This window comes from Cupriavidus sp. FW305-46 (assembly GCF_058787075.1).
Map to the genome: position 1 here is coordinate 37,296 of NZ_JBYSZI010000047.1, position 22,209 is coordinate 59,504.

The window sequence follows — 22,209 nt, forward strand, 5'->3', positions numbered from 1 at the left end:
TGCTGCTCAAGTTGCTGATAGTAGTTGGCCTCGTACTCGGCCGGCGGCACATATCCCAGCGGCGCCATCAGACGGTGATAGCGGCGATAGCCCGACGGGGCGACCTGCAGCACCCTGCAAATCGGCTCGACCCCAAGGGGGCCTCGGTACTCGTCGATGAAGTCCCTCAAGACTTGAATCGGCGGTCGAGCTCCGCCTGGGGGAAAAACGCGCTGGCCAGCTTGAGAATTTCGTTGGCCTTGCGCAGTTCGCGGACCTCGCGCTCCAGATCCTTGATACGCTGGGCCTCTGCCGTGGTTGTGCCTGCGCGCTGACCGGTGTCGCGCTCATGCTGGCGAACCCAAGCCAACAAGGTCTGCGCGGTACAGCCAATCTTGGCTGAGATCGACACCACGGTCGCCCACTGCGATTCGTGCTCGTCACGATGCTCGAACACCATGCGCACGGCGCGCGCCCGGACTTCCGGGGAAAATTTGACTGACTTCCTCATGGACTCCATTCTCTCAAAGAGTGGAGCCTCCTCGAAACCCGGGGCGGTTCAGACCTGCCCCACCGCTCCCGTCAACTCAGTTCAGACACGGAAGACCCCGTGGAATCCAAAGGCGTCGCCCTACCCCATAGCCACACCGCCGTCCTGACGGACCCCCAAAAGAAAAAACCGCAGCCAAAGCTGCGGTTTTTCATCCTACAAGCACCCTACCCGCTCAAACTTCCTCATACAGCGGCAGCGTCAGGAACTCAGCAAAATCCTCCGACGTAGCCATCTGCTCAAAAATCTCAGCAGCCCGGTCATACGTCTTGGTATCGCCACCCACCAGTTCCTTCACCTTGGCCAGCTCTTCCGGAATCAGCTTGCGCACCAGCTCGGCCGTCACCTTGGTGCCGTCTTCCAGCTTGCCCTTCGGCGAGCGGATCCACTGCCATACCTGCGAGCGCGAGATCTCGGCGGTAGCAGCATCTTCCATCAGGTTGTGGATCGGCACGCAGCCGTTACCGTCCAGCCAGGCGCCCAGGTAGTGAATGCCGACGTTGATGTTCATGCGCAGGCCATGCTCGGTGATCGGCGTTTCCGGCTTGAAGTCGAGCAGGTCGGCGCCCTTCACTTGCACGTCGGGGCGTTGCTTGCCGAACTGGTTCGGCTTGTCGCCCAGCACTGCCACGAACTCCTTCATGGCCGGCTCGACCAGGCCCGGGTGGGCCACCCAGCCGCCGTCGTAGCCGTCGGTGGCGTCGCGGCGCTTGTCGCTGATGATGCCTTCCATGGCGATGGCGTTCTTCTCCGGATCGTTCTTGATCGGGATCAGCGCGCTCATGCCGCCCATGGCGGGAGCGCCACGGTGGTGGCAGGTCTTGAGCAGCAGCAGCGCGTAGGCGCGCATGAACGGCGCGGTCATCGTGACCTTGGCGCGGTCGGCCAGGCAGAAGTCCTTGTCGTTCTTGAACTTCTTGATGCACGAGAAGATGTAGTCCCAGCGGCCGGCGTTCAGGCCAGCGCTGTGCTCGCGCAGTTCATACAGGATTTCGTCCATCTCGAACGCCGCCAGGATCGTTTCGATCAGCACGGTGGCCTTGATGGTGCCTTGCGGCAGGCCGATTTCGTTCTGCGCCATCACAAAGATGTCGTTCCACAGGCGCGCTTCCAGATGGCTTTCCATCTTGGGCAGGTAGAAGAACGGGCCGGCGCCGCGGGCGATCTGCTCGCGGGCGTTGTGGAACAGGAACAGCGCGAAGTCGAAGATGCCGCCCGAGATGCGCTTGCCGTCGATGGTGACGTGCTTTTCATCCAGGTGCCAGCCGCGCGGACGCACTTGCAGGGTGGCGATCTTGTCGTTCAGCTTGTATTGCTTGCCCTTGGATTCCAGGGTCAGCGTGCGGCGCACGGCGGCCTTCAGGTTGACCTGGCCCTGCAGCTGGTTGTGCCAGTTGGGGGTGTTGGAATCCTCGAAGTCGGTCATGTAGCTGTCAGCGCCCGAGTTGAAGGCGTTGATGACCATCTTGGCCTCGACCGGGCCGGTGATTTCCACGCGGCGGCATTCCAGGGCCTGGGGGATCGGGGCAACTTTCCAGTCGCCTTCGCGGATGCTCTTGGTTTCCGGCAGGAAATCGGGGATCTCACCGGCGTCCAGGCGCTTGGCGCGTTCCACGCGCGCGGCCAGCAGTTCCTGACGGCGCGGTTCAAAGGCGCGGTGCAGCTTGTCTACCAGGGCCAGGGCTTCCGGCGTGAGGATATCTTCGTAGGCCGGCAGGATCTCGCCGGTAATCTTCATGCCCGCGGGCAGCGTGATAGCCATCAGTCTTCTCCTGTGATCGATAGCGGTAAGGCTTGGTTGAAGGGACCCTGCTACACCGCCACGCCACGGGCGCGGACGAATTCAAGCAGGTCGTTCATGTCGTGCCCGGTGCCGGAGGGGGCTACGTCGAGCCGCTCCGCCGGATGGCCGGCACGGTTGATCCAGAATGTGGTGTAGCCGAACCAGGTGGCGCCGCAGGCGTCCCAGCCGTTGGACGAGACAAAGAGCATCTCTTCCGCGGGCAGGCTGAAGGCTTGCGGCCCCAGCGCGTAGGCGGCCGGCGCGGTCTTGTACTGGCGCACGGCGTCCACCGACAGCACGTGGTCGAACAGGCCATGCATGCCGGAGCTCTTGACCGAGATGTCCAGCATCTCGGCATTGCCGTTGGACAGGATGCCCAGCGGCAGCCCGGCGCGGCGCATGCGCTTGAGCGCTCCCAGGTTCTCCGGGAACGCGGACAGGCACGCATATTCCTTGAGCAGCTGCGCTTCGGCGGCTTCGTCCAGTGTCAGGTTCAGGCGCTCGGCGGCGTAGCGCAGCGCGTCCACGGTGATCGCCCAGAACGGCTTGTAGCGCGAGCCATCGGGCGCGGCCATGGTGCGGATGCGCGTGTAGTCGATCTGCCGGTCCCGCCACAGCAGCGCCAGCGCCTCGCCGCGGCCCGGGAACAGTTGTTCCGCGCGCGCGGTGACGGAATACACGTCGAACAGCGTGCCATAGGCATCGAAGACGACTGCGCGGATCTTGTTCATGAGGGCCTGGGCAACCTGCAACGGTACGGGCGACTGGGTGGATGGACGAGCAGACCACAGCTGCGTGGCTCTGTACACCATTGAATGCATCGAATTGTAGGGAGACGCTGCAGTGCGGCAAAGTGGTCGCGGGTCACTTGATCTTTTACTTTTAGGCAACTAATCTTGGCTGACTAAAACAAAACTCCGCACCAAATCCTCCTCACTGCCGGCCATATGGACGCAACGCCACCGATTGCGTGACCGTGCCGGCACACCGCAGGCACATCAGGCAAACATTTGTGGACCATTTCAAACAACTGGAGACCTTTGTATCCGTCGCGTCGCGCGGCAGCCTTTCCGCAGCGGCGGCGGCTGAAGGCGTGGCGCCGGCCATCATCGGGCGGCGCATCGACGCGCTGGAGGAGCGCCTGGGCGTCAAGCTGCTGGTACGGACCACGCGCAAGATCAGCCTGACCTTTGAAGGCTCTGCCTTCCTGGAAGACTGCCAGCGCATCCTGAACGACCTGCACAACGCCGAGGCCAGTGTCTCTGCCGGCGGGGTCAAGGCCAGCGGGCACCTGCGCGTGACCGCGCCGGCGGGCTATGGCCGCAAGCACGTGGCGCCGCTGGTGCCGCTGTTTATTGAGTCGCACCCGGACGTTTCGATCACGCTGGACCTGTCTGACCGCGTGGTCGACCTGGTCAATGAAGGCTTCGACTGCGCCATCCGCCTGGGCGACCTGCCCGACTCCAGCCTGGTATCGATCCGGCTGGCGGAAACACGCCGCGTGGTGGTGGCCTCGCCCGAGTACCTGGCGCGCGCCGGGCGCCCCATGGCGCCGGAAGACCTGCAACGCCACAACTGCCTTGCCTTTGGCGCCAGCGCCAATGTGCAGCGTGGCTGGGTGTTCCAGGAGGAAGGCCGCGCGGTCACGGTCAAGGTCGGCGGCACCATGGAATGCAGCGACGGCGCGGTGCTGCATGAGTGGTGCCTGCAAGGCAACGGGCTGGCGTGGCGCTCCTGGTGGGAGGTCGGCAGCGAGATCGCCAGCGGGCGGCTGGTGACGGTGCTGGATGAGTTCCAGGCGCCGCCGATCGGCATCCATGCGGTGTTTCCGCAGCGCAAGCACCTGCCGCTGCGGGTGCGGCTGTTTATCGATCACCTGAAGAACACCTACGGCAACCCGTCCTACTGGCGCCGGGCCGAACGGGCCGCGGCCATGCCGGTTGCCGAGGTCCTGGCGGACTGAAGCATGGGGCCCCTGCCGGTATGCAGAGACGCTTTCATTGCAATTGATTCCGCGCAATGCCCTTCTCGGCACACTGACTACAATGGATTCGTGACAGGCGCGTCCCGGCGCCCCGGCATCCGCCGATGCCAGCTGGCTGCCCTGCCCCGATCCCCTAGTCAGAAAAGGAGCCCCGCATGTTCCAACATATCCTGCTACCCACCGACGGCTCGGAACTCTCCAAGAAAGCCATCAACGGCGGGCTGGAGCTCGCCAAGGCCATCGGCGCGCGCATCACGGCCTATGTCTGCCTGGAGGAGTACCCCTACACGCCGTTCAGCGAAATCGTGGTCGAAGCCCCGCAGGCCTTCAAGGACCGCATCGAGAACCAGGCCAAACTGTATCTGAAAGAGGTCGAGAACCTGGCCACGGCGGCGGGCGTGACCTTCGACGCCGATATGTCGACCTTTGCGGTGCCCTACCTGGGCATCATCGACGCGGCCGAGCGCCATGGCTGCGACGTGATCTTCATGGCGTCGCACGGCCGGCGCGGGTTGTCCGGCCTGCTGCTGGGCAGCGAGACGCAGAAGGTGCTGACGCATACCGACATCCCGGTGATCGTCTACCGCTGACCCCCGGCGCAGCGCCAACCAAGCAAAACCGCCCGCACCGGCATGACCGGTGCGGGCGGTTTTTTGCTTGCGCAGGCCGCTTACGAAGCCTTGCTGATGCGCTGCTCGATATGCTTGGCGCGGTCTTCCGAGCCCGGGTGCGACGAGAACATGCTGGACTTGCCGCCGTCCAGCTTGGCCAGTTTCTGGAACGCCGTCACCAGGCCACGCGTGTTGGCCTTGTTCTTGGTCAGCAGGTCGAACGAGTAGTCATCCGCCGCGCTTTCCTGCGACTGCGAGAACTGTGCGTTGATCAGCTTCTCGCCCAGCTCGCCCAGTTGCGACTGCGACAGCGCCGCCACCGCGCCGTTGCCGGCAGCTGCCGCCGCGCCGCGTGCGGCCGTTGCGGTGTACGCGACTTGCATGGCCTTCTTGGTGTGGCCCAGCGCCACGTGGCCCAGCTCATGGCCCAGCACGCCGCGCACTTCATCGTCGGTCATCATGTCCATCAGGCCGCTGTAGACGCGCACGCAGCCGTTGGCCATGGCCCAGGCGTTGACGTCCTTGGTCATGTAGACCTTGGCGTTGACGTTGGGCACATCGCTGTTCTTCAGCCCGCTCATGATCTTGACCAGGCGCTTGTTGTAGGTGGTGTTGGCAGCGGCGATCTTGTTGGTCTTGTCCGATTCAGCGCAGGCCTGGTCGGACAGGCTCTTGACGTCGGCGTCGGACAGCGTGGCAGCCTTGGCCAGGGAAGTGCCGGCGCTCATCACGCCATCGAGATTGGTGGGCATGCCGCCGGAACAGCCGGCCAGCAGTGCCGCCGCGATGGCGCAGGAAGCGAGCGAGAGAGATGCTTTCATGATGTTGTTCTTGGTGGGTAGCTCGGAAGTGCCGATAAAGGCCCCGGCACTTTAAGCCATATTGCTTACGGCGGGAATAACCCAAATGCTGCAAGTTGCCAAAAATGACAATTTATTGAGTTCCGGCAAATTCGCGCCCGCCGCGGGCCCAGTGATGTCGGCTCAAGCGGGGCCGCCTCCCCAACGTGTTCGCGGGCAATCACTGTTTGCGACTGCCATCTCCCGATTCATTGCCGCCAACCTTGACATCTGGTGGGGGTAGCGCCCGAGGCAGCGCTGACGCCGCGGCGTCCCCAATCGCCTCGATCTCCCGCGCGACTTCGTGCGCGCGGGTCGATAGTTGATATTTGAAATATCCAAAAGCGACAAGCGCCGCAAGCGCGTATGCGGTGACTGCCATCCATACTGGAATTCCCCACAGCGGCCGGAAGTTCCGTTCTTTGGAGATTTCCAGATCGCCGGATAGTGCATCCCGCACCGGCGGACGTTGTGACTTCAATAGTTCGTAGAGCTTCTGCCGGATATGCTCATGCTGCCGGTCTCCTCCCGCTTCCACCCGATAGCGGCCCATGAACCCAAGGCTCATGACGAGATAAAACAACTCGATCAGGTCGTATTTGCCGTGCGGGTCCTCAATGGCGCGGGCCAGCAGTTGGTAGACCTTGATGCCGCCTTCGCGGTCTCCGTGGAACTGGCTGGATAACGCCATCTGTGCCCAGACGCCGGTGCCGTCTTTTCCGCCGCCCCATTTCGAATGCTGTGCCGCCTCGTCCAGTGCCGAACAAAGCGTGTAGCTTGCAATGGTGATATGGTCGGCCTCGATGTTCGCCTGATGGCAAAGCGTCTTGAATGCGTGAACTTCGCGCTCCAGCAAGGCGCGCAACTGCTCCACCTGCCTGCGCTGAAGCTTCATCTTCGGCTTCAGGTCACACATCGCCCGCAGTAGTGGTCGAGCTGCCTCATGGAGCGGATTGGGAGCGGCCTGAATGGCCTTAAGTCGCTTCGCAAGCGCCGCTTCATCGTAGGGGGCGACCGTGACCGGTTCCGCATCCTTGCCCTGGATAGCTGCATCGATGTCCTGGGCGAATTTCCGCTTTGCCTTCGGCTTCGGCCTGGGGCTCGGTGATGACTTGCCGCCCGCTTGGCCGCCCTGTTTCGGCAACCAGGATGGGGCTTTGCGAGGGGTGGGATCAGTCTCCAACATGTGCCGTTACCGATGTCATGATCAACTTAGCCAATCGCTGTATTGTTAATCATGCATCGCCATTTCCGCAGGCGTAGGCTTTGGACCCGTATTGACACTCTTGACCAGCGCATCCGTGCCAAATCCCAGATGCCGCACGCAGTTGTCATGGCCGATGAAGAACACGCGCGCCCATCCATAACCACCGGGCGCATATTCATGGAAGTCGGGCACGCGGAACCAGGCCCGGCTGTCGTGGACATAGTTGTCGAACAGGGCAATGGCTGCCCGCTCCTGGCGGGCGAATTGATCGACCACCGCTGGCGCCGTCCAGGCGCGCAATTGATCGAGCATGTCTCTGGCTGGCAGCACCAGGACATCGAATTTCTCCGCGTCGAATTTTGAAAATACCGCGGTCTGGACGTAGAAGTCCTTGGGGATCAATAGCACGCGCTTGCTGTCGGGGTTGCTCTCGCGCGGCACGCAGAGGTATTGACCGGTAGGGTTGGTATATGCCGCCAGCGGAACGCGCAACGGGCAAAGCATGTGAGCGCCCACCGCTGGCGGTCGCGGCGTCATGGGCGATAGCTCCACGCCGAGGCTTGCCCGCTGCTCGGGATGGAGATAGCCCAGCAGCAGCCGGAATTCCTCGGCAGCTTCGCGGAGATCGTGCTGGTCGTTGGTCACCGTCTCAGCGGCCCCCTCTCCGGGCCGGGTCTTATCCTTCGCTCGTGCAACTTCCTGGTACTTCTGCTCTCGACGCCGCTGGAGCGCATCCCAGGCCTGCCTTGCCTGCTTGTCCAGCTTCTCGCCCTCCTTCATCTGGTCTGCGCTGATGTATCCTTCCTGCGCGATCCCGGCCAATCCAAGCGTCGTGCGGGCAGCGGCCAACTCATCGATGCGCTTGCGAATCTTGATCGCCTCGGTATCGGTTTTCATGGCCTTGTCAACCTGCTGCTCCAACTGATGCGGCGTCATGCCGTCCTCATGCGCTGCCAGGAAGAACGGCTGGTTGGTCACATAGTCGCCCTTGTTCCATCGGGCACGCAGGGTGCGCCACGCAAGGCTCTGGCGCATGCCGAATCGCAAGGCATCTTCCACGCGCGAAATTTCGACGGTCCTGTCTAGCCAACGGTTGAAGGCATCGATCAAGGTTTTTCCCAACACAAAGTCATGCTGCTTACCCTGTAGGTAAACGATCTCCTCCTCTAGTTGCAAGGGCACCCCGGCCCGCAACGCTTCGATATACATCTGGTGCAGCGGAATCTGGCTAAGCTTGCTCGCATCCCCTTCCCGTGCCTTGCCCTGATCATTGGGCGGGTAGCCGCCCCCGACATCCGAGTGAACCCCAGGAAAGGCAACCTCCAAGCGCTTGCCCGGACCACCCGGATAAACACTGCCCTCACGGATGGTGTCCAGTGGGAAACTCATGCGCTGCTCATGGATGGAGAAGAAATGCGCGCAGCGCTGCACGTCCTCAGGGATGTTCATCAACCCGTCATTCGACCAGGCGAAATGGCCGTCAAACACGCTGATATCGAGGGAGGCCTTCACCGAATCGGGCAGCCCCACCGAAGCCACGGTATCGAACAGCCCCATGAAGTTCACCTTGTAGGGAATCTCACCCGCGATCTTGCCGCCCGGCGCCCAGTCGCGGGTCAGCTTGCCGATGAATGAGCGGGCACCGGCAGCCCCGCGCGAAAAGCCGAAGACGTTAATCCATACCTGCTTGACCACCCAGTTGCGCTGGCTGTCCCGCTTGCGATCCCGTTGCATGCCGGCCAGTTTCCTGTGCTTCACGTCGAAGACGCTAGAGAATGCGCGGTAGCTGTCAGCCGCAGCCAGGCAAAGGGCCTTTGCTTCCTCATCGGGAATCAAGCGATTTTCCTCGCCGCCCGCAATAGCCTTATAAACGGCATTCAAGATGCGGGTGTAGCCCCATACGCAACGGCGTCCGTAGCCTACGGCAAATCCCTTTCCGGAAGAGGAATACTCCATTTCCCCGATCTTCGTGAAGATGGTTCCGACACCCGTGATGTAATAGCGATAGATACCATTTTCCGGCTCATGGCGCGCCGCTCTGGACAGGCGCGCTACGTTCGTGTGGGCGCCCCACTTGGAATCCCGAAATGCTTGATTGTCCTCGTCGTCGTTGTTGTTGGTACCATCGAAGAACAGGCTTATGTGCAGCGTCTGTTCGCATCCCGCACCGGAATCGCGGACTTTCCCCTTGCCCAGATCGTAAGCCTCCTTGCCTTTTGAAAGCAGGCCGCCCTCGGGCACTTTCTCCGGCCAACGCAATACGTTCATTACTTCAACTCTCCGATTGATGGGTCCGCCTTAATTACCTCACCGAATCGCACTAAGCGTGCTGCCTCTTCCTTACGATTCGCTTCGTCGTCCACCTGCCCGACTGCCACGTAAGGATCGTCGTCAGCAGGACGAGCCTTTACCCTGTTGTGGCCGTTTGCATTCCCGTCCATAACCATGACTTTGACGCGATCTCCTGGCAGGAAAATAACCCACATGCCATAAGTGGTGGTGCCATATTCTGGAATTTCCGCCTCAGCCTTGTACCAGGAACCCCATGCGTGCCCATCAAGTTTCTTGTTGGCGATCCAACGCACCGTGACCTTTAACCCCGGGCGCCAGTGGACCGGAAACGTGCCACAGCAGGCGCCACCGCTCTCTGTCGGTATATAGTCGGGTCTTACTGGAACAATGTTTGGCCCGCCGCCTCCGATGCCGTTGTCGTGCCCCACTATATTGAAGGTGTGAACGTAATAAGGGGTGTAGTTCAGGCCCTCAACATCGCCTGACATCATGGCGTCAAGATCGTCGTTTGGGTGAGTTCCAACGACAGAGTTTTCATTGCAGCCTGGCAGAATCGCGAGGCATACCATCAAGGCCCACACCAACAGGGATTTCATGTGCTGATCTCCCGTTCCGCATCTTCTTCCAATTGCTCCCAGACGGATGCATTCAACCAATCCCGCGCAGGGCGATCATATTTTCCCCGAAACGAGCACTCGCTAGCGATTTCAGGCCATCGCAATATGCTCATTGTTTTAAATCTCCAATTGATGGGTCCGCTTTAATTACGCTACCGAAATTTCTGAGGTGTCCTTCCTCTTCCTCGTGATTCGCTTCGTCATCCACCTTTCCAACAGCAACGTAGGGATCATCATCAGCTGGACGAACTGCAAGGCTGTTGTGGCCATTCGCGTTGCCGTCTTGCACCATTACCTTGATCCGGTCGCCGGGTAGAAAAATGACAAACATGTCACCTGATCTTGGGCCATACTCTGCAATCTCAGCATCTGCCTTGTATCAAGAACCCCACGCGTGGCCGTCGAGCTTCTTGTTGGCGATCCAACGGACGCTAGCATTCAGCCCCGGCCGCCATTTCGCCGGGAACGAGATACAGCACATTGTTGCGCCCCCACCCGATGGCATGTCGCCCGGAGTGGCCGGTGAGATATTTGGACCACCACCTGCCAAACCGTTGTCTCCGGTTATGTCAAAGGTAGCTATGCAATAAGGCGTGTAGTTCAATCCACTGACGCCACCCGGTAGCATTTCGTCCGGATCATCGCCTGTCTGAATCGCACGAGGCTCGCATCCTGACACGCATGCAAGGCACACCGCCATCAAGGCCGATACGAACAAGGATTTCATGCGTTGACCTCCCTGTTTGCATTTTTCGCCAACTGCTCCCAGACGGATGGATGCACCCCATCCGCGCAGGCGATCATGGTTTGCCCAGAACTGCCACGCTCTTCCAATGCACGTCGTATGTCATCGTGGGCATCGAAGTCAGGGCCGTATCGGTATGAAAGTTCGCAGAAGTACATTCGATCCGCTGGCTCTGTCAGCCCCCACTCGGCGGCACGCTGGTAACGGGGCAGAAAATCCATGAAGCGCGTGAGATAAGGACCTGCCCCATCAACCACGCCGCCCTCCACAAGCGCCGCAAGCAACTGATCCGGCTCGCAGTGTTCGGTCAGTCGGTCCAGTTGCTCCTGGCTGAGCTGGATGGAAGGCGGCGTGTCCTGCGTGCTCTCACCCTCCATCGGCCCATCAATGCACTGCCATTCGTCGCTGTAGCCACGGTGTTTCCATTGCTGAATGGGTCGCATGATCCGTTCCACGATGTCGTCGCCCCAGACTTCCATCGTCACCAGCAGGTTGCGCGGGTCGTAGTAGCGAATCAGGGCGGTCATGCCTTCGCCAATGTCCGCAACGAGAAACTGATGCAAATGACGGGCGAGGCGGTCAATGTCCACCCGGCTCCAGATGAGCGTGATGCATGGCGCCCGCAAATCCATCGCGTCGAATTGCGCTAGCCAGGGCGCTTTGGGATCGTCCACCCGCGCCAGGAACAGGCAGGCGTCGCCAGCATCGGCTTCGGGCAGGCCGGCATACACATTTCGAAAGTCGGCGCCCGATTCGCGCAGCAATGCACCAATGCGAGTCGGGTGCACGGCGCCATCGGCCAGCACGTAGATATGAACTGCGCTTTCTTCTTCTGTCATCGAACTGCTGTTCCTGGTTATTTATCGAGGAACCACGGCGGCATTGCGTGCGGCCGCCTTGAGCAGGCATTCCAGGCAAACTTGTCTGGCCTTTGGTTCCACCGGAAGACTGCTGGGGCCGGTCAGGTTCTTGCTGGCCGCGTGCACGATCCACCCGCCATTGGTGCCGTTCTCAATGCCGCCTTCGGTCAGCTTGATGTAGCTGCCGCCGCCATCCAGCAGCACTTCCTTTGCCTTGAAGGTAATCTTCTCTGCGGTTGCGTTGATCTGGAGTCTTGCCAGCAGATTGATATTGTTCTTCAGGGCTTGCAGGTCGATGTCGCCCATGTTGGCAACCAGCTTCATGCCGGCTTCATATACGAACAGGCGCAGTGCCTTGCGAATGCTGGCAAAAAAGCCCCCGCCCGTGGTCACGGACAGGTGCTCCCCGGTAGTCAACGCGGTATGCGTGCCACTGGCAATGTGCGTGGAACCCGCTGCGGTGGAAACAATGCCAGCGGGGCTGCCTGATACCAGGTGCGGCGCCGTGAACTCCTTCAGCTCGCCACCGCCCTTGATTTGTTCAAGCTGCTTCTCCAGCAATTTTGCGATGTCGGGCTGTTCGCCATCTTGCGCCTGCGCCTCGGTCGCCTTGTCGCCCATGGTGCTGGCGATATCCAGGGCCTGTTGCATCAGCTGAATGACGTCGCTGACATTCATCATGTTGCCTTCGGCGTTCCGGCGCGAGAAGGTGGTGATAAGCATGCCGAGTGCGGCGCGCAGTGCTCCATGCGCATCGGTTCGAAGCTCAAAGCCTTCGCCGCGCTTGTCCTTGCGCCCCTCCCAGTCGTTGACGCGGACGTTGTGGCCCAGCGCCAGCAGGCTGTTCTGGTGGTCCGAAGCGACCTGCACCTGCTGCTGGCCTTGGGTATCGTCGTAAAGCGTGTGGTTGCGCCCCTCGCCGAACAGTTCCTTGCTCTGGTAGCCGGACAAGGCATGCTGGCTCGGCAGATCCCACGGCGGCAGGTTCAGCCGGTTGTTGACCGGTCCCAAGATGAGGGGCCGGTCCGGGTCGCCACCCTCGTAGATGACAATGACTTCCTGGCCGATGCGAGGCAGGTGCGTGTTGCCGAAGCGGTCGCCGGAGGAAAAGCCGGTGACGCGAATCCAGCAGGAGCTATTCTCGTCGTAGGTGCCATAGCGGTCCCAGACAAATTGACAGCGCACCCTTCCCAGGTCATCACACCAGATTTCCTGATTGGCTGGACCGACGACCCTGGCTTTGTGATGACCGCCGATGTAAGGCTTTTCGACCCGCTCAGGCCGGAAGATTTCGCTAGTGGGCTGCGCCTCGAATTCGACCTCGCAGCGCCAGGACTGGCCGCTGCCAGCGAACTCGCCCACGTCCTCGATCAGCAGGTGCGTGGCAAAAATCAGGTACTCGCAGTTTGCCTTGGTGCGCAGGAATCGCTTGAGGGTGAAGGTGTGTCCCGGCGCCATCGCGCGCACATTGCCCTTGCCGCGCGCCCGTACGCCGTGCTGCCGCAGGCGTTCCATGTTGATGCGCGCCAGCATGTCGCCTTCCTTGCGGGCGTCGTTGCCGCTCTTGGGTTCGGCGTAATCGCCCGGCCAGTGATACAGCTCATAGGTTGCGTGGCTGGTGTCGCGCGGGTCGGTGGCGCAGACATTGAGGTTGGCGCGCGGTTGGTTGTGGTCGTAATCGCCTTGCGCCCAAGCCCCTGAGACGAGCCGGTCGCGCACCTCGAATTCATGAAAGTGTTCCTCATCCACCCGGTCCGAGGACGGATACCAGCTGATGGCATGGTAGGCAGGGCTGGGGATATTCCGGAAAGCGCCATTGCCATCGGTCAGCACCATGCGGTGGTGGCCATCCGAATGCTCCCAGTGGAAATTCACGCCCCATTCCGCGAGCAGGCGGCGCACGAACTGGTAGTCCGTTTCGCCGGCCTGCATCTGAAATCGGCGCTTGGGATACTGGCTATCCAGCAGGCGGCGCTCGACCGGGAAAGTGTATTTGCTGAGCACCGCCTCTACGATTTCCAGCACAGTCATGTTCTGATAAGGCCGGATGGTGCTGGTGAGCGTGGCCAGCCACAGCCACGGGCGCAGGGTCAGGCGGTACAGGATGCGTTCGTGTTCGTAGTAGGGGCCGCGCACTTCCGTGACGAGGCCGGTAATCTCTCTCTTGCCGCTGCCGAAGCCGCCATCCAGACCGGTGCCGGAGCCGTCCAGCTCGATGCTGACGGTCAACTCCTTGCCTTGCATGGCCTCCATATCGAAGTCACCCGCCGGCCCGTATAGCACGTTGCGGTCGTCGGGTGTCTTCAGTTCCAGTTCGTATTCGAACAGGGAATTGATACCCTCGGTGCCAAACAGTTTGGAGAACAGCAGCAGTGGCTGTCCCAACAGTTCCGGCAGACCGTCGCCGGAAACGGTGACGGTACGAAAGGAAAACCGCAATCGGCTACCCATGCAATCACGCTCCGTGGAAAGTGGACTGTCGCCGCCGTCAGCAGCCAGTGGCTCGGTCGTCCATCGACCAGCCAATGAGAGTGCAGCAACGCGGCCTCGATAATAGGAGCAGCGAAGTGGGGAATAAATCAGACGATTCCTAATTACGCAGCCCAAAACGCCTGAAAACAGAATTAAGCAAGATTGAAATCGCGCTAAGATCCCTACTCCGTAAAGACGTGCGGACACATGGACTGCGCTGACGCTTCAGAACTTTCCAATTGTGAAGAATTGAAAAGGCGGTAAGGCACGAAGCAAAAGAGGCGGCACACATAACTTGAGAATGCGCGCCGCTCTGGAAGATGCGGGCATTGACCTGTCCCGCGTCAGGCTTCTAAATAGCCGGCGTGAGCCCGGCCAGGCTTGGGCGGTAACTCTGCATGGAGTTTGAGTTTTGAACACCCGTTGAACAGCTACCCGCTAACCCGCCCCAGCATTGGAAAACAAAAAGACGCGCCGTCCCTGAGAGAGAACGGCGCGGCGCCTAAATCAGAAGGCGTGATGGTCGCACGCCTTCCTTAACCGCCGGACCCACGTTCCGGCAGGGGTGACCAGGAGAGTCAGGCCACTTTCTTGTCTTCGAAGAACTGCTCGTCTTCGGTCGAACCCTTCAGTGCGGTCGTCGACGACTGGCCGCCTTCGATGGTCTGGGTCACGGCGTCGAAGTAGCCGGTGCCGACTTCGCGCTGGTGCTTGACCGCGGTGAAACCCTTCTCGGCGGCCTTGAATTCGGCTTCCTGCAGTTCCACGAACGCGCTCATCTGGTTGCGGGCGTAGCCGTAGGCCAGGTTGAACATCGAGTAGTTCAGCGAGTGGAAGCCGGCCAGCGTGATGAACTGGAACTTGTAGCCCATCGCGCCCAGTTCCCTCTGGAACTTGGCGATGGTCGCGTCATCCAGGTTCTTCTTCCAGTTGAACGACGGCGAGCAGTTGTAGGCCAGCATCTTGCCCGGGAACTTGGCGTGCACGGCTTCGGCAAACTTCTTGGCGAACTCGAGGTCCGGCTTGCCGGTTTCGCACCACACCAGGTCAGCCACTTCAGCGTAAGCCAGGGCGCGCGAGATCGACTGCTCCAGGCCGTTGCGCACGCGGTAGAAGCCTTCCACGGTGCGCTCGCCGGTGCAGAACGGCTTGTCGTTGTCGTCCACGTCCGAGGTCAGCAGGTCCGCGGCCTCGGCGTCGGTACGGGCGATCACCAGGGTCGGCACGCCCGAGACGTCGGCGGCCAGGCGGGCAGCGGTCAGCTTGGCAACGGCTTCGCGGGTCGGCACCAGCACCTTGCCACCCATGTGGCCGCACTTCTTCACCGAAGCGAGCTGGTCTTCGAAGTGCACGCCGGCGGCGCCCGCTTCGATCATCGACTTCATCAGTTCGAACGCGTTCAGCACGCCGCCGAAACCGGCTTCAGCATCCGCCACGATCGGGGCGAAGAAGTCGGTGTCGCCCTTGCCTTCGCTCCACTGGATCTGGTCGGCGCGCTGGAAGGTGTTGTTGATGCGCTTGACGACTTGCGGCACCGAGTTGGCCGGGTACAGCGACTGGTCGGGGTACATTTCACCGGCCAGGTTGGCGTCGCCTGCGACTTGCCACCCCGACAGGTAAATAGCCTTCAGGCCGGCCTTCACTTGCTGCATGGCCTGGTTGCCGGTCAGCGCGCCGAGCGAGTTGACGAACGGCTCCGTGTGCAGCAGGTTCCACAGCTTCTCGGAACCGCGGCGGGCCAGGGTGTGCTCGACCTGGACCGAACCACGCAGGCGCACCACGTCTTCGGCGGTGAAATTGCGCTTGATCCCTTTCCAGCGGGGATTGGTATCCCAGTCTTTCTGCAGGGCCTGGATCTGTTCTTGGCGGGTCATGGTCACTCTCCTGATGATGCGGGGATGGCTGAGAATCTGTTGATCACCTGAGCTGGGCTGCGTCGTGGGGCTGCTGCGTCCGCTGCCGTTTCTCGCGTCTCAGGTCATGAGTCTTATATAAGAGTGTAGAGAACCCTCCCGCGTTGCAACAACCTGGATCCGCAATTTCCCTTTAGTTTTTTCTTTCAATAATTCAATGACTTATCGATTTTATTTCACGATGCGGGACATAATCTTCCATCATGAGAAATGGTGTTGTGCTACGCAAACCATCTATTTTTGCGGTCCAAAACATCTTTCCACATCGTGAAAAATGCGCAGGATGCGCCGCCTCCGCTAGCGCAGGCGCGCGGCGAGCAGCGCCGGTGAGGCCAGCTCTCCTTCCATATGCTCGACAAATTCCCGCACCATGATGGCAAACCCCTGGGCGTCGGCCAGCGGCAGCCAATGGTGCGCGGGCACGGTGCGGCGCCAGAGTTGCGTGGTCCAGCGGTGCACGTCTTCAGTCAGCGCCGGCTTCACATACCGGTCATGCAACGGCACGATCACCTGCACCGGCGCATGGGCATGACAGTGGCGCGGGGCACGCAGTACGGGCAGGAAGTTGGCACGGTACAAGCGCACACCATGGCAACCGTCGGCGGTTTGTGTGAGGCTGGGCCCCGTGCGCAGGCCCTCGGTCAGGCGCAGGTAGCGCGGCCACGCACGGCCGAGCCACAGCCGCCAGGTCAGCTCAGGCAGCCACGGCAGATGGAAGGCGCCGATATACCAGGATGCCGCCAGCTGCCTCAATGTCTTGCCCAACGCAGCCAGCGACCGCTGCCCGCGCAGTTCGCGCAGGCCGATTGCCGCGTGGTCCAGGCAGGGACCGGAGCATGAGGTGAATGAGGCGATGCGACCTTGCAGCCGAGCGTCGGTCACGAACTCCCAGCTCTGGATCGAACCCCAGTCGTGGCCGACAAGGTGCACCGGGCGCTGCGGCGAGACCGCGCCGATGACTGCGATGAAATCATCGGCAAGCTTCTGCAGCCGGTAAGCGTCAGTCGCGCACGGCGCGGTTGAGCGCCCTGCCCCGCGCACGTCATAGGCCACCACATGGAAGCGCCCCGCCAACTGCGCCGCCACGCCGTGCCAGACCTCGCTGCTGTCGGGATAGCCGTGCACCAGGACGATGGTGGGCCGCCCTGGCCCGGGCTCGCCCCAACTGGTGGCGCACAGCCGCACGTCACCGGCGTGGATAAAGAACTGCCGGGGGAAGACCTGCGGCGGCAGGGATTGCGGAGCGTTCATGGCCGTCGATTCCATTGTTCGATGTCATCGCCGGCCATGCTACGCAAAAGCAAACGGCGCCGCGAATGGGCGCCGTCTGTTTGAAACGAGCCGGGGCTCAGGCCGCGGCGGTATCGCGTGCGCGGCGATAGGCCACCCAGTCGCCGCTGTCGATGCGCGGCAGCGTGGCCACCGCGGACTCGGCCACCGGGTACAGCAGGCAGGCGACAGGCTGGCCGTTGTGCAACACGGGCCGTTCCTCGCGCACGAACAGCGTGGCCTGGCCGGGATAAACCTCTTCAATCTCGTCGAGCACCGGCAACAGCGCCTCGGCAATCTCATAGAGATCGCCCACGACCGGCCCGCCACTGGCGTCCAGCACCAGGCCGGGATAGGTGCCGAAGTCAAAGAGCCTGCCCGCGATCGTCCCCGTGCCCAGCAGCGTGGGCGCGGCAATGCCGTGGCGCTGCGCGGCGGCGTTCAGGTCGTTGACCTCGCCGGCGCGCAGCGTGCCGTAGACAAAGACGCGCGGCATGCTCAGTTCCCCAGCCTTTCGTCCGAGACCAGCACGCCGTCGGCATCGACGTAGATCCAGTTGCCCGGGCGCACCACCGCGCCGGGCATCTGCACCGCGACGTCGCTTTCGCCGACGTTGCGCTTCTGGCTTTTCTGCGGATGCACGGCGAGCGCGCGGATGCCGATGTCGCACACGTCCAGCTCGGCGGTATCGCGGATGCAGCCGTTGACGACGATGCCGACCCAGCCGTTCTTCTCGGCCAGCAGGCCAAGGTTGCCGCCCACCAGCGCGCAGCGCAGCGAGCCGCCGCCGTCGATCACCAGCACGCGGCCCTGCCCCGGCGCTTCCAGCGCGGTGCGCACCAGCGAGTTGTCTTCGAACACCTTGAGCGTAGCCGCGGGGCCGGCAAAGGCGCCCTGCTTGCCGAAGGCGCGAAACACCGGCGCCATCACGCGCAGGGTGCCGTCGGCAAGGCGGTCTTCATGCGCGTCGCACAGGTCGGTGGTGACAGGCTTCATCGATGGTCTCCTGATAGGTAAGAAAGTATCCGGTCGGGCAGCTCGGCCTCTCACTGTTGCTGGCTGGCCAGCGCCTGCGCGCGGATGGCGCTCAGCGTGGTGCGCGGCGTGATCACGTCCGGATCCACCTGGATCTCGATCAGCGTGGAGACCGGCGCGGCCAATGCCTCGCGCAATGCCGGGGCAAAGGCTTCGGTCGTGGTCACGGTGGCGCCGCGCGCGCCATAGGCGCGCGCCAGCGCGGCAAAGTCGGGGTTGTGCAGCTCGGTGCCCGAGACATGGGTCGGGTATTCGCGCTCCTGATGCATCCGGATGGTGCCGTACATGCCGTTGTTGACGACGATGAAGATCACCGGCGCCTGGTACTGCATCGACGTAGCCAGTTCCTGGCCATTCATCAGGAAGCAGCCATCGCCGGCCAGCGCCACCACGGTGCGTTGCGGGAACGCGATCTTGGCGCCGACCGCCGCCGGCACGCCATAACCCATCGCGCCGCTGGTCGGGGCCAGCTGGCCGCGGCCGCCGCTGGTGAACGGGCGGTAGTGGAAATACCGGTGCAGCCAGCCGGCGTAGTTGCCGGCGCCATTGGTCACGACCGCGTCGGCCGGCAGCAGCTGGTCCAGCGTGCGGATGACTTCGGCCATGTCGACGCCCTGTCCAGTAAATGGGGGCGGCTGCAGGTAGCGTTCGTAGTCGGCGTGCGTGGCTTCTGTCCACGCCTGCCAGCGCGGCTCGGCGGGAGGCTGCAGGCCGGCCAGGCGCGCGGCGATGGCCGGCATCGAGGCCTGGATCATCAGGTCGGCCTGGTAGACGCTGCCCAGTTCCTCGGCGCCGGCGTGCACGTGGATCAGCTTTTGCGCGGGACGCGGCGCGGCGATCAGCGCGTAGCCGCCGGTGGTCATCTCACCCAGGCGCGGGCCGACGGCCAGCACCAGGTCGGCGTTGCGGACGCGCTCGGCCAGCGCCGGGTTGATGCCGATGCCGACATCGCCGGCGTAGTTGGGATGGCGGTTGTCGAACAGGTCCTGGCCGCGGAAGGCGCAGCCCACCGGCAGCGCGAAGCGCTCGGCAAAGGCCTGCAGGTCGGCGCAGGCCTGCGGCGTCCAGCCGCTGCCGCCGGCCAGCACGAAGGGACGCTCGGCGGCGTCGAGCATCTCGGCCAGCCGCGCCAGGTCGGCCTCGCCGGGCCAGCTCATGACGCGCTGGTAGGCCTGCAACTGCGGCACGGCGGCAGTCTGCGCCAGCATGTCTTCGGGCAGCGCCAGCACCACCGGGCCCGGACGGCCCGAGGTGGCGGTCTGGTAGGCGCGCGCAATGTATTCGGGGATGCGTTCGACCCGGTCGATCTGCGCCACCCACTTGGCCATCTGGCCGAACATGCGGCGGTAGTCGATTTCCTGGAAGGCCTCCCGGTCCATGAAGTCGGTGCCGACCTGGCCGATGAACAGAATCATCGGCGTCGAGTCCTGGAAGGCGGTGTGCACGCCGATACTGGCATTGGTGGCGCCCGGCCCGCGCGTGCAGAAGGCCAGCCCGGGGCGGCCGGTCAGCTTGCCGTAGGCCTCGGCCATCACCGCGGCCCCGCCCTCCTGGCGGCAGATGATGAAGCGCAACTGGTCGCGGCGGCGGTGGAAGCCGTCGAGCACGGCCAGGTAGCTTTCGCCCGGCACGCCGAAGGCCAGCTCGGCGCCGTGCGCCAGCAGCGCATCGACCAGGATATGGCCGCCCGGCAGCGGCGTGCCGTGTTCGGAATCGTCAGGCTGGGTGGTATTGGCCGGCGTCATTGACATGAAAGCATCCTCAGGCGATCGAATTCGGAAGGCGGTGCTTGGGTGGCCCGGCCCGGGCTAGGCGGCCTCCGCCTGGCCCGCCGCCGCGCCGCGGCGCGAGCGGTTGCCGTTGCCCACTGTCACCGCGGTGAAGATCGACAGCAGCTGGAAACCGCCGATCATGAAGAACACCCAGGCCGGCAGCTTTGCATCCATCAGCGCACCGAAAAACAGCGGGCCGCACGCCAGGCCGATATCCAGGCCCGAGTAGACCACGCCATAGACGCGCCCGGTGGCACCGGCGGGGGCGGCGGCGCGCACCAGCAGGTCACGCGACGGCCCGGCGGTACCGGCGCCAAAGCCGATCACGCCCATCAGCACCGGCACCAGCAGCGCCGGCACCAGGTTCAGCCCGACCAGCACCGCCATCAGCCCCGACACCGTGAAGCTCACCGCGATCAGCCGGTCATGGTTGCTGGTGCGGCCGGCGGCAAAGCCGCCGACGATCATGCCGCCGGCGCTGCACAGCATGTAGATGGTGTAGGACGCGGTCGCCAGCGTGAAGGGCATGCCGTACAGGTAGGTCAGCGCGGTCGGGGCAAAGCTCTGGATGCCGGCTGCGGAGAACGTGGTCAGCAGGAAGAAAGCCCAGCACACCCATACCTGCGGCAGCCGCAGGAAGCCCAGCACGCTGCCGCCGGCTGTGGCCACCCCGGCCGCAGCCTTGGCCGCGGGCCGGCCCACGGCGCCCTGCACTTCGCGCGGGTCCAGCACATGGCGCAGCACTACCAGCACGGCCAGCACGATAAAGGCCACCGCCGAGGCCGCCGCCAGCGCCACGCGCCAGCTGGCCAGGTTGGCGACCGCCACCAGGAACAGCGGCGCCGCGGCCCAGCCCAGGTTGCCGGAAATGCCGTGCACCGAGAACGCATGGCCCAGCCGGGGCTGCGACACATGCTTGTTCAGCAGCGTGAAGTCGGCCGGGTGGAATACACCGTTGCCCAACCCCGCCACGGCCGCGCCGAACAACAGCGCGGCGTAGCCGGAACTGGTCGACAGCAGCAAGGCCGCGGCGCCCAGGAAGGCCAGCCCGGCGAACAGCACCGGCCGCGCGCCGAAGCGGTCGACCACAAAGCCGGACGCGGTCTGCACCACCGCCGAGACCGCGAAGAACACCGTCATCAGCAGGCCCAGCTCGGCATAGCTCAGGCCGAATTCCGCCTTGATCCACGGGAACAGCGGAGCCAGCAGCAGGTGGTAGAAGTGGGAGACCCCGTGGGCCAGGCCAACCAGCCCGATCACCTGGGCGTCATGACGAAGGGGATTGCGCGTGGGATCGAGTGCGGCGGTGGACATGGCGCTGGTGGCAGGGGCTATGCGGCAGGACAGGAGGCGGCAGCCCAAAAAATACGGGCCGAAGCCCGCATCATAGAGGAAAAGCCCTGCCCTCTGCAGCCAGGTGGCGGCCACGCCGCCCGCGGGCATGCCTCACATCTGCTTGAACAGGTGCGCGTACTGTCGCGCCACCGGCAGCAGTTCAGGACGGTCGCGCAGCCGCAGCGACAGCCGTCCCAGCGACTGATTGACCGCGCTGGCCACGCAGGTGATGTTGACCACGGTGCCGCGGTGCACCTGCCAGAAGCGCTCCGGGTCCAGCTGCTGCGTCAGCTCGCGCAGGCTGGTGCGGATCAGCGCTTCGCCGGCGCCGGAGACCACGTTGACGTACTTGTCGGTGGCCTCCAGGTAGATGACTTCGTCCACGGGGATGATGCGCACCTCCTGCCCCACCAGTGCCTTGATAAAGCGCAGGTACTGCCGCTGCGGCGCGCCGCCCGGGCCTGGCGTGGCATGCTCCAGCGATTCCAGCCGCGCCAGCAGCTGGCCAAGCCGGTCCGTCTCCGCGATCGAGGCTTCGGCCTCGGTGTCTTCATCGTCGGCGGGGCCGGCCAGGCGGTCCTTCAGGCGCTGCACCGTGGCCTCAAGCCGTTCGCGCTGGACCGGCTTGAGCACATAGTCCACCGCGGCGCGCTCGAACGCCTCCAGCGCGAACTGGTCGTATGCGGTCACGAAGACCACCAGCGGCGGGGTGTCGAATTCGATCAGTTCGCGCGCCACGTCCATGCCGCTCATTCCCGGCATGCGGATATCCAGGAAGGCCACCCGCGGCTGGTGCTCGCGTGCCGCCGCCAGCGCGGCCACGCCGTCGTGGACCACGGAAACGATACGGGCCTCGGGCCACAGCGACATCAGTTCGGATTCCAGCACGCGCGCCAGCAGCGCTTCGTCGTCGGCGATCAGAAGGGTCGGGGTCATGGGGGCGTTG

General features: G+C 63.2%; 19 protein-coding genes, 1 pseudogene and 1 other annotated feature. Of the genes and pseudogenes, 2 read left to right on the forward strand and 18 right to left on the reverse strand.

The features are described from left to right. Positions 1 to 77 precede the first annotated feature (77 nt). The 3 genes and pseudogenes from AC3WON_RS21765 to AC3WON_RS21775 form a co-directional block, all read right to left on the reverse strand. A pseudogene (locus tag AC3WON_RS21765) lies at positions 78 to 490 on the reverse strand (transposase); the annotation flags it as partial. Beyond that, positions 96 to 212, reverse strand: a sequence feature (AL1L pseudoknot). Its footprint overlaps the pseudogene before it by 117 nt. A 214-nt stretch (positions 491 to 704) precedes the next feature. Beyond that, complete coding sequence (gene aceB, locus AC3WON_RS21770; RefSeq protein ID WP_492319989.1) at positions 705 to 2,291, reverse strand: malate synthase A; 1,587 nt, start codon at positions 2,289 to 2,291, stop codon at positions 705 to 707. A gap of 50 nt (positions 2,292 to 2,341) precedes the next feature. Further along, positions 2,342 to 3,043 carry a haloacid dehalogenase type II gene (locus AC3WON_RS21775; protein ID WP_492352742.1) on the reverse strand — a complete coding sequence of 234 codons (702 nt, stop codon included), beginning with the start codon at positions 3,041 to 3,043 and terminating at the stop codon, positions 2,342 to 2,344. Between the two features lie 281 nt (positions 3,044 to 3,324). Here AC3WON_RS21775 and AC3WON_RS21780 point away from each other — a divergent pair, with 281 nt between their 5' ends. Next, the gene (locus AC3WON_RS21780; RefSeq protein ID WP_492319988.1) at positions 3,325 to 4,275 is read left to right on the forward strand and encodes a LysR family transcriptional regulator; all 951 of its coding nucleotides are present in this window, start codon (positions 3,325 to 3,327) and stop codon (positions 4,273 to 4,275) included. A gap of 176 nt (positions 4,276 to 4,451) precedes the next feature. Next, a complete protein-coding gene (locus tag AC3WON_RS21785; protein ID WP_010810522.1) occupies positions 4,452 to 4,886 on the forward strand; it encodes a universal stress protein in 435 nt (144 codons plus the stop codon). Between the two features lie 80 nt (positions 4,887 to 4,966). On the opposite strand, the gene loiP is transcribed toward AC3WON_RS21785, so the two are convergent. The 15 genes from loiP to AC3WON_RS21860 form a co-directional block, all read right to left on the reverse strand. After that, a complete protein-coding gene (gene loiP, locus AC3WON_RS21790) occupies positions 4,967 to 5,728 on the reverse strand; it encodes a metalloprotease LoiP (protein ID WP_492319987.1) in 762 nt (253 codons plus the stop codon). 199 nt (positions 5,729 to 5,927) lie between these two features. Further along, the gene (gene icmH / locus AC3WON_RS21795; protein ID WP_492352743.1) at positions 5,928 to 6,932 is read right to left on the reverse strand and encodes a type IVB secretion system protein IcmH/DotU; all 1,005 of its coding nucleotides are present in this window, start codon (positions 6,930 to 6,932) and stop codon (positions 5,928 to 5,930) included. Between the two features lie 45 nt (positions 6,933 to 6,977). After that, positions 6,978 to 9,221, reverse strand: a complete 2,244-nt coding sequence (locus AC3WON_RS21800; RefSeq protein WP_492352744.1) for a T6SS phospholipase effector Tle1-like catalytic domain-containing protein — start codon at positions 9,219 to 9,221, stop codon at positions 6,978 to 6,980. After that, positions 9,221 to 9,841 (reverse strand): DUF3304 domain-containing protein, encoded by a 621-nt coding sequence (locus AC3WON_RS21805; RefSeq protein ID WP_492319984.1) that lies wholly within the window; start codon positions 9,839 to 9,841, stop codon positions 9,221 to 9,223. The genes AC3WON_RS21800 and AC3WON_RS21805 overlap by 1 nt, the downstream gene beginning before the upstream one ends. 130 nt (positions 9,842 to 9,971) lie before the next feature. Further along, positions 9,972 to 10,193, reverse strand: coding sequence for a hypothetical protein (locus AC3WON_RS21810; protein ID WP_492352745.1), 222 nt, complete (start codon positions 10,191 to 10,193; stop codon positions 9,972 to 9,974). Between the two features lie 48 nt (positions 10,194 to 10,241). After that, the gene (locus AC3WON_RS21815; protein ID WP_492340332.1) at positions 10,242 to 10,589 is read right to left on the reverse strand and encodes a DUF3304 domain-containing protein; all 348 of its coding nucleotides are present in this window, start codon (positions 10,587 to 10,589) and stop codon (positions 10,242 to 10,244) included. Beyond that, positions 10,586 to 11,446 carry a DUF4123 domain-containing protein gene (locus AC3WON_RS21820; RefSeq protein WP_492319982.1) on the reverse strand — a complete coding sequence of 287 codons (861 nt, stop codon included), beginning with the start codon at positions 11,444 to 11,446 and terminating at the stop codon, positions 10,586 to 10,588. Before AC3WON_RS21820 ends, AC3WON_RS21815 begins: the two co-directional genes overlap by 4 nt. Before the next feature lie 21 nt (positions 11,447 to 11,467). Then, positions 11,468 to 13,918 (reverse strand): type VI secretion system Vgr family protein, encoded by a 2,451-nt coding sequence (locus AC3WON_RS21825; protein WP_492352746.1) that lies wholly within the window; start codon positions 13,916 to 13,918, stop codon positions 11,468 to 11,470. Between the two features lie 599 nt (positions 13,919 to 14,517). Beyond that, positions 14,518 to 15,813 carry an isocitrate lyase gene (gene aceA / locus AC3WON_RS21830; protein WP_010810514.1) on the reverse strand — a complete coding sequence of 432 codons (1,296 nt, stop codon included), beginning with the start codon at positions 15,811 to 15,813 and terminating at the stop codon, positions 14,518 to 14,520. A 336-nt stretch (positions 15,814 to 16,149) separates the two neighbouring features. Further along, positions 16,150 to 17,103, reverse strand: coding sequence for an alpha/beta fold hydrolase (locus AC3WON_RS21835; RefSeq protein ID WP_492352747.1), 954 nt, complete (start codon positions 17,101 to 17,103; stop codon positions 16,150 to 16,152). Between the two features lie 97 nt (positions 17,104 to 17,200). Then, positions 17,201 to 17,617, reverse strand: a complete 417-nt coding sequence (locus AC3WON_RS21840; RefSeq protein ID WP_492319979.1) for a gamma-glutamylcyclotransferase family protein — start codon at positions 17,615 to 17,617, stop codon at positions 17,201 to 17,203. 2 nt (positions 17,618 to 17,619) lie between these two features. After that, on the reverse strand, positions 17,620 to 18,117 hold the full coding sequence (gene rraA / locus AC3WON_RS21845; RefSeq protein ID WP_011615564.1) for a ribonuclease E activity regulator RraA: 498 nt from the start codon (positions 18,115 to 18,117) through the stop codon (positions 17,620 to 17,622). Positions 18,118 to 18,167: 50 nt separating this feature from the next. Next, positions 18,168 to 19,907, reverse strand: coding sequence for a thiamine pyrophosphate-binding protein (locus tag AC3WON_RS21850; RefSeq protein WP_492352748.1), 1,740 nt, complete (start codon positions 19,905 to 19,907; stop codon positions 18,168 to 18,170). A 57-nt stretch (positions 19,908 to 19,964) separates the two neighbouring features. Then, entirely contained in the window at positions 19,965 to 21,242 is a 1,278-nt protein-coding gene (locus AC3WON_RS21855) for an MFS transporter (RefSeq protein ID WP_492319977.1), read from the reverse strand. Between the two features lie 132 nt (positions 21,243 to 21,374). Beyond that, entirely contained in the window at positions 21,375 to 22,199 is an 825-nt protein-coding gene (locus tag AC3WON_RS21860) for a LytR/AlgR family response regulator transcription factor (protein WP_010810508.1), read from the reverse strand. Positions 22,200 to 22,209 lie beyond the last annotated feature (10 nt).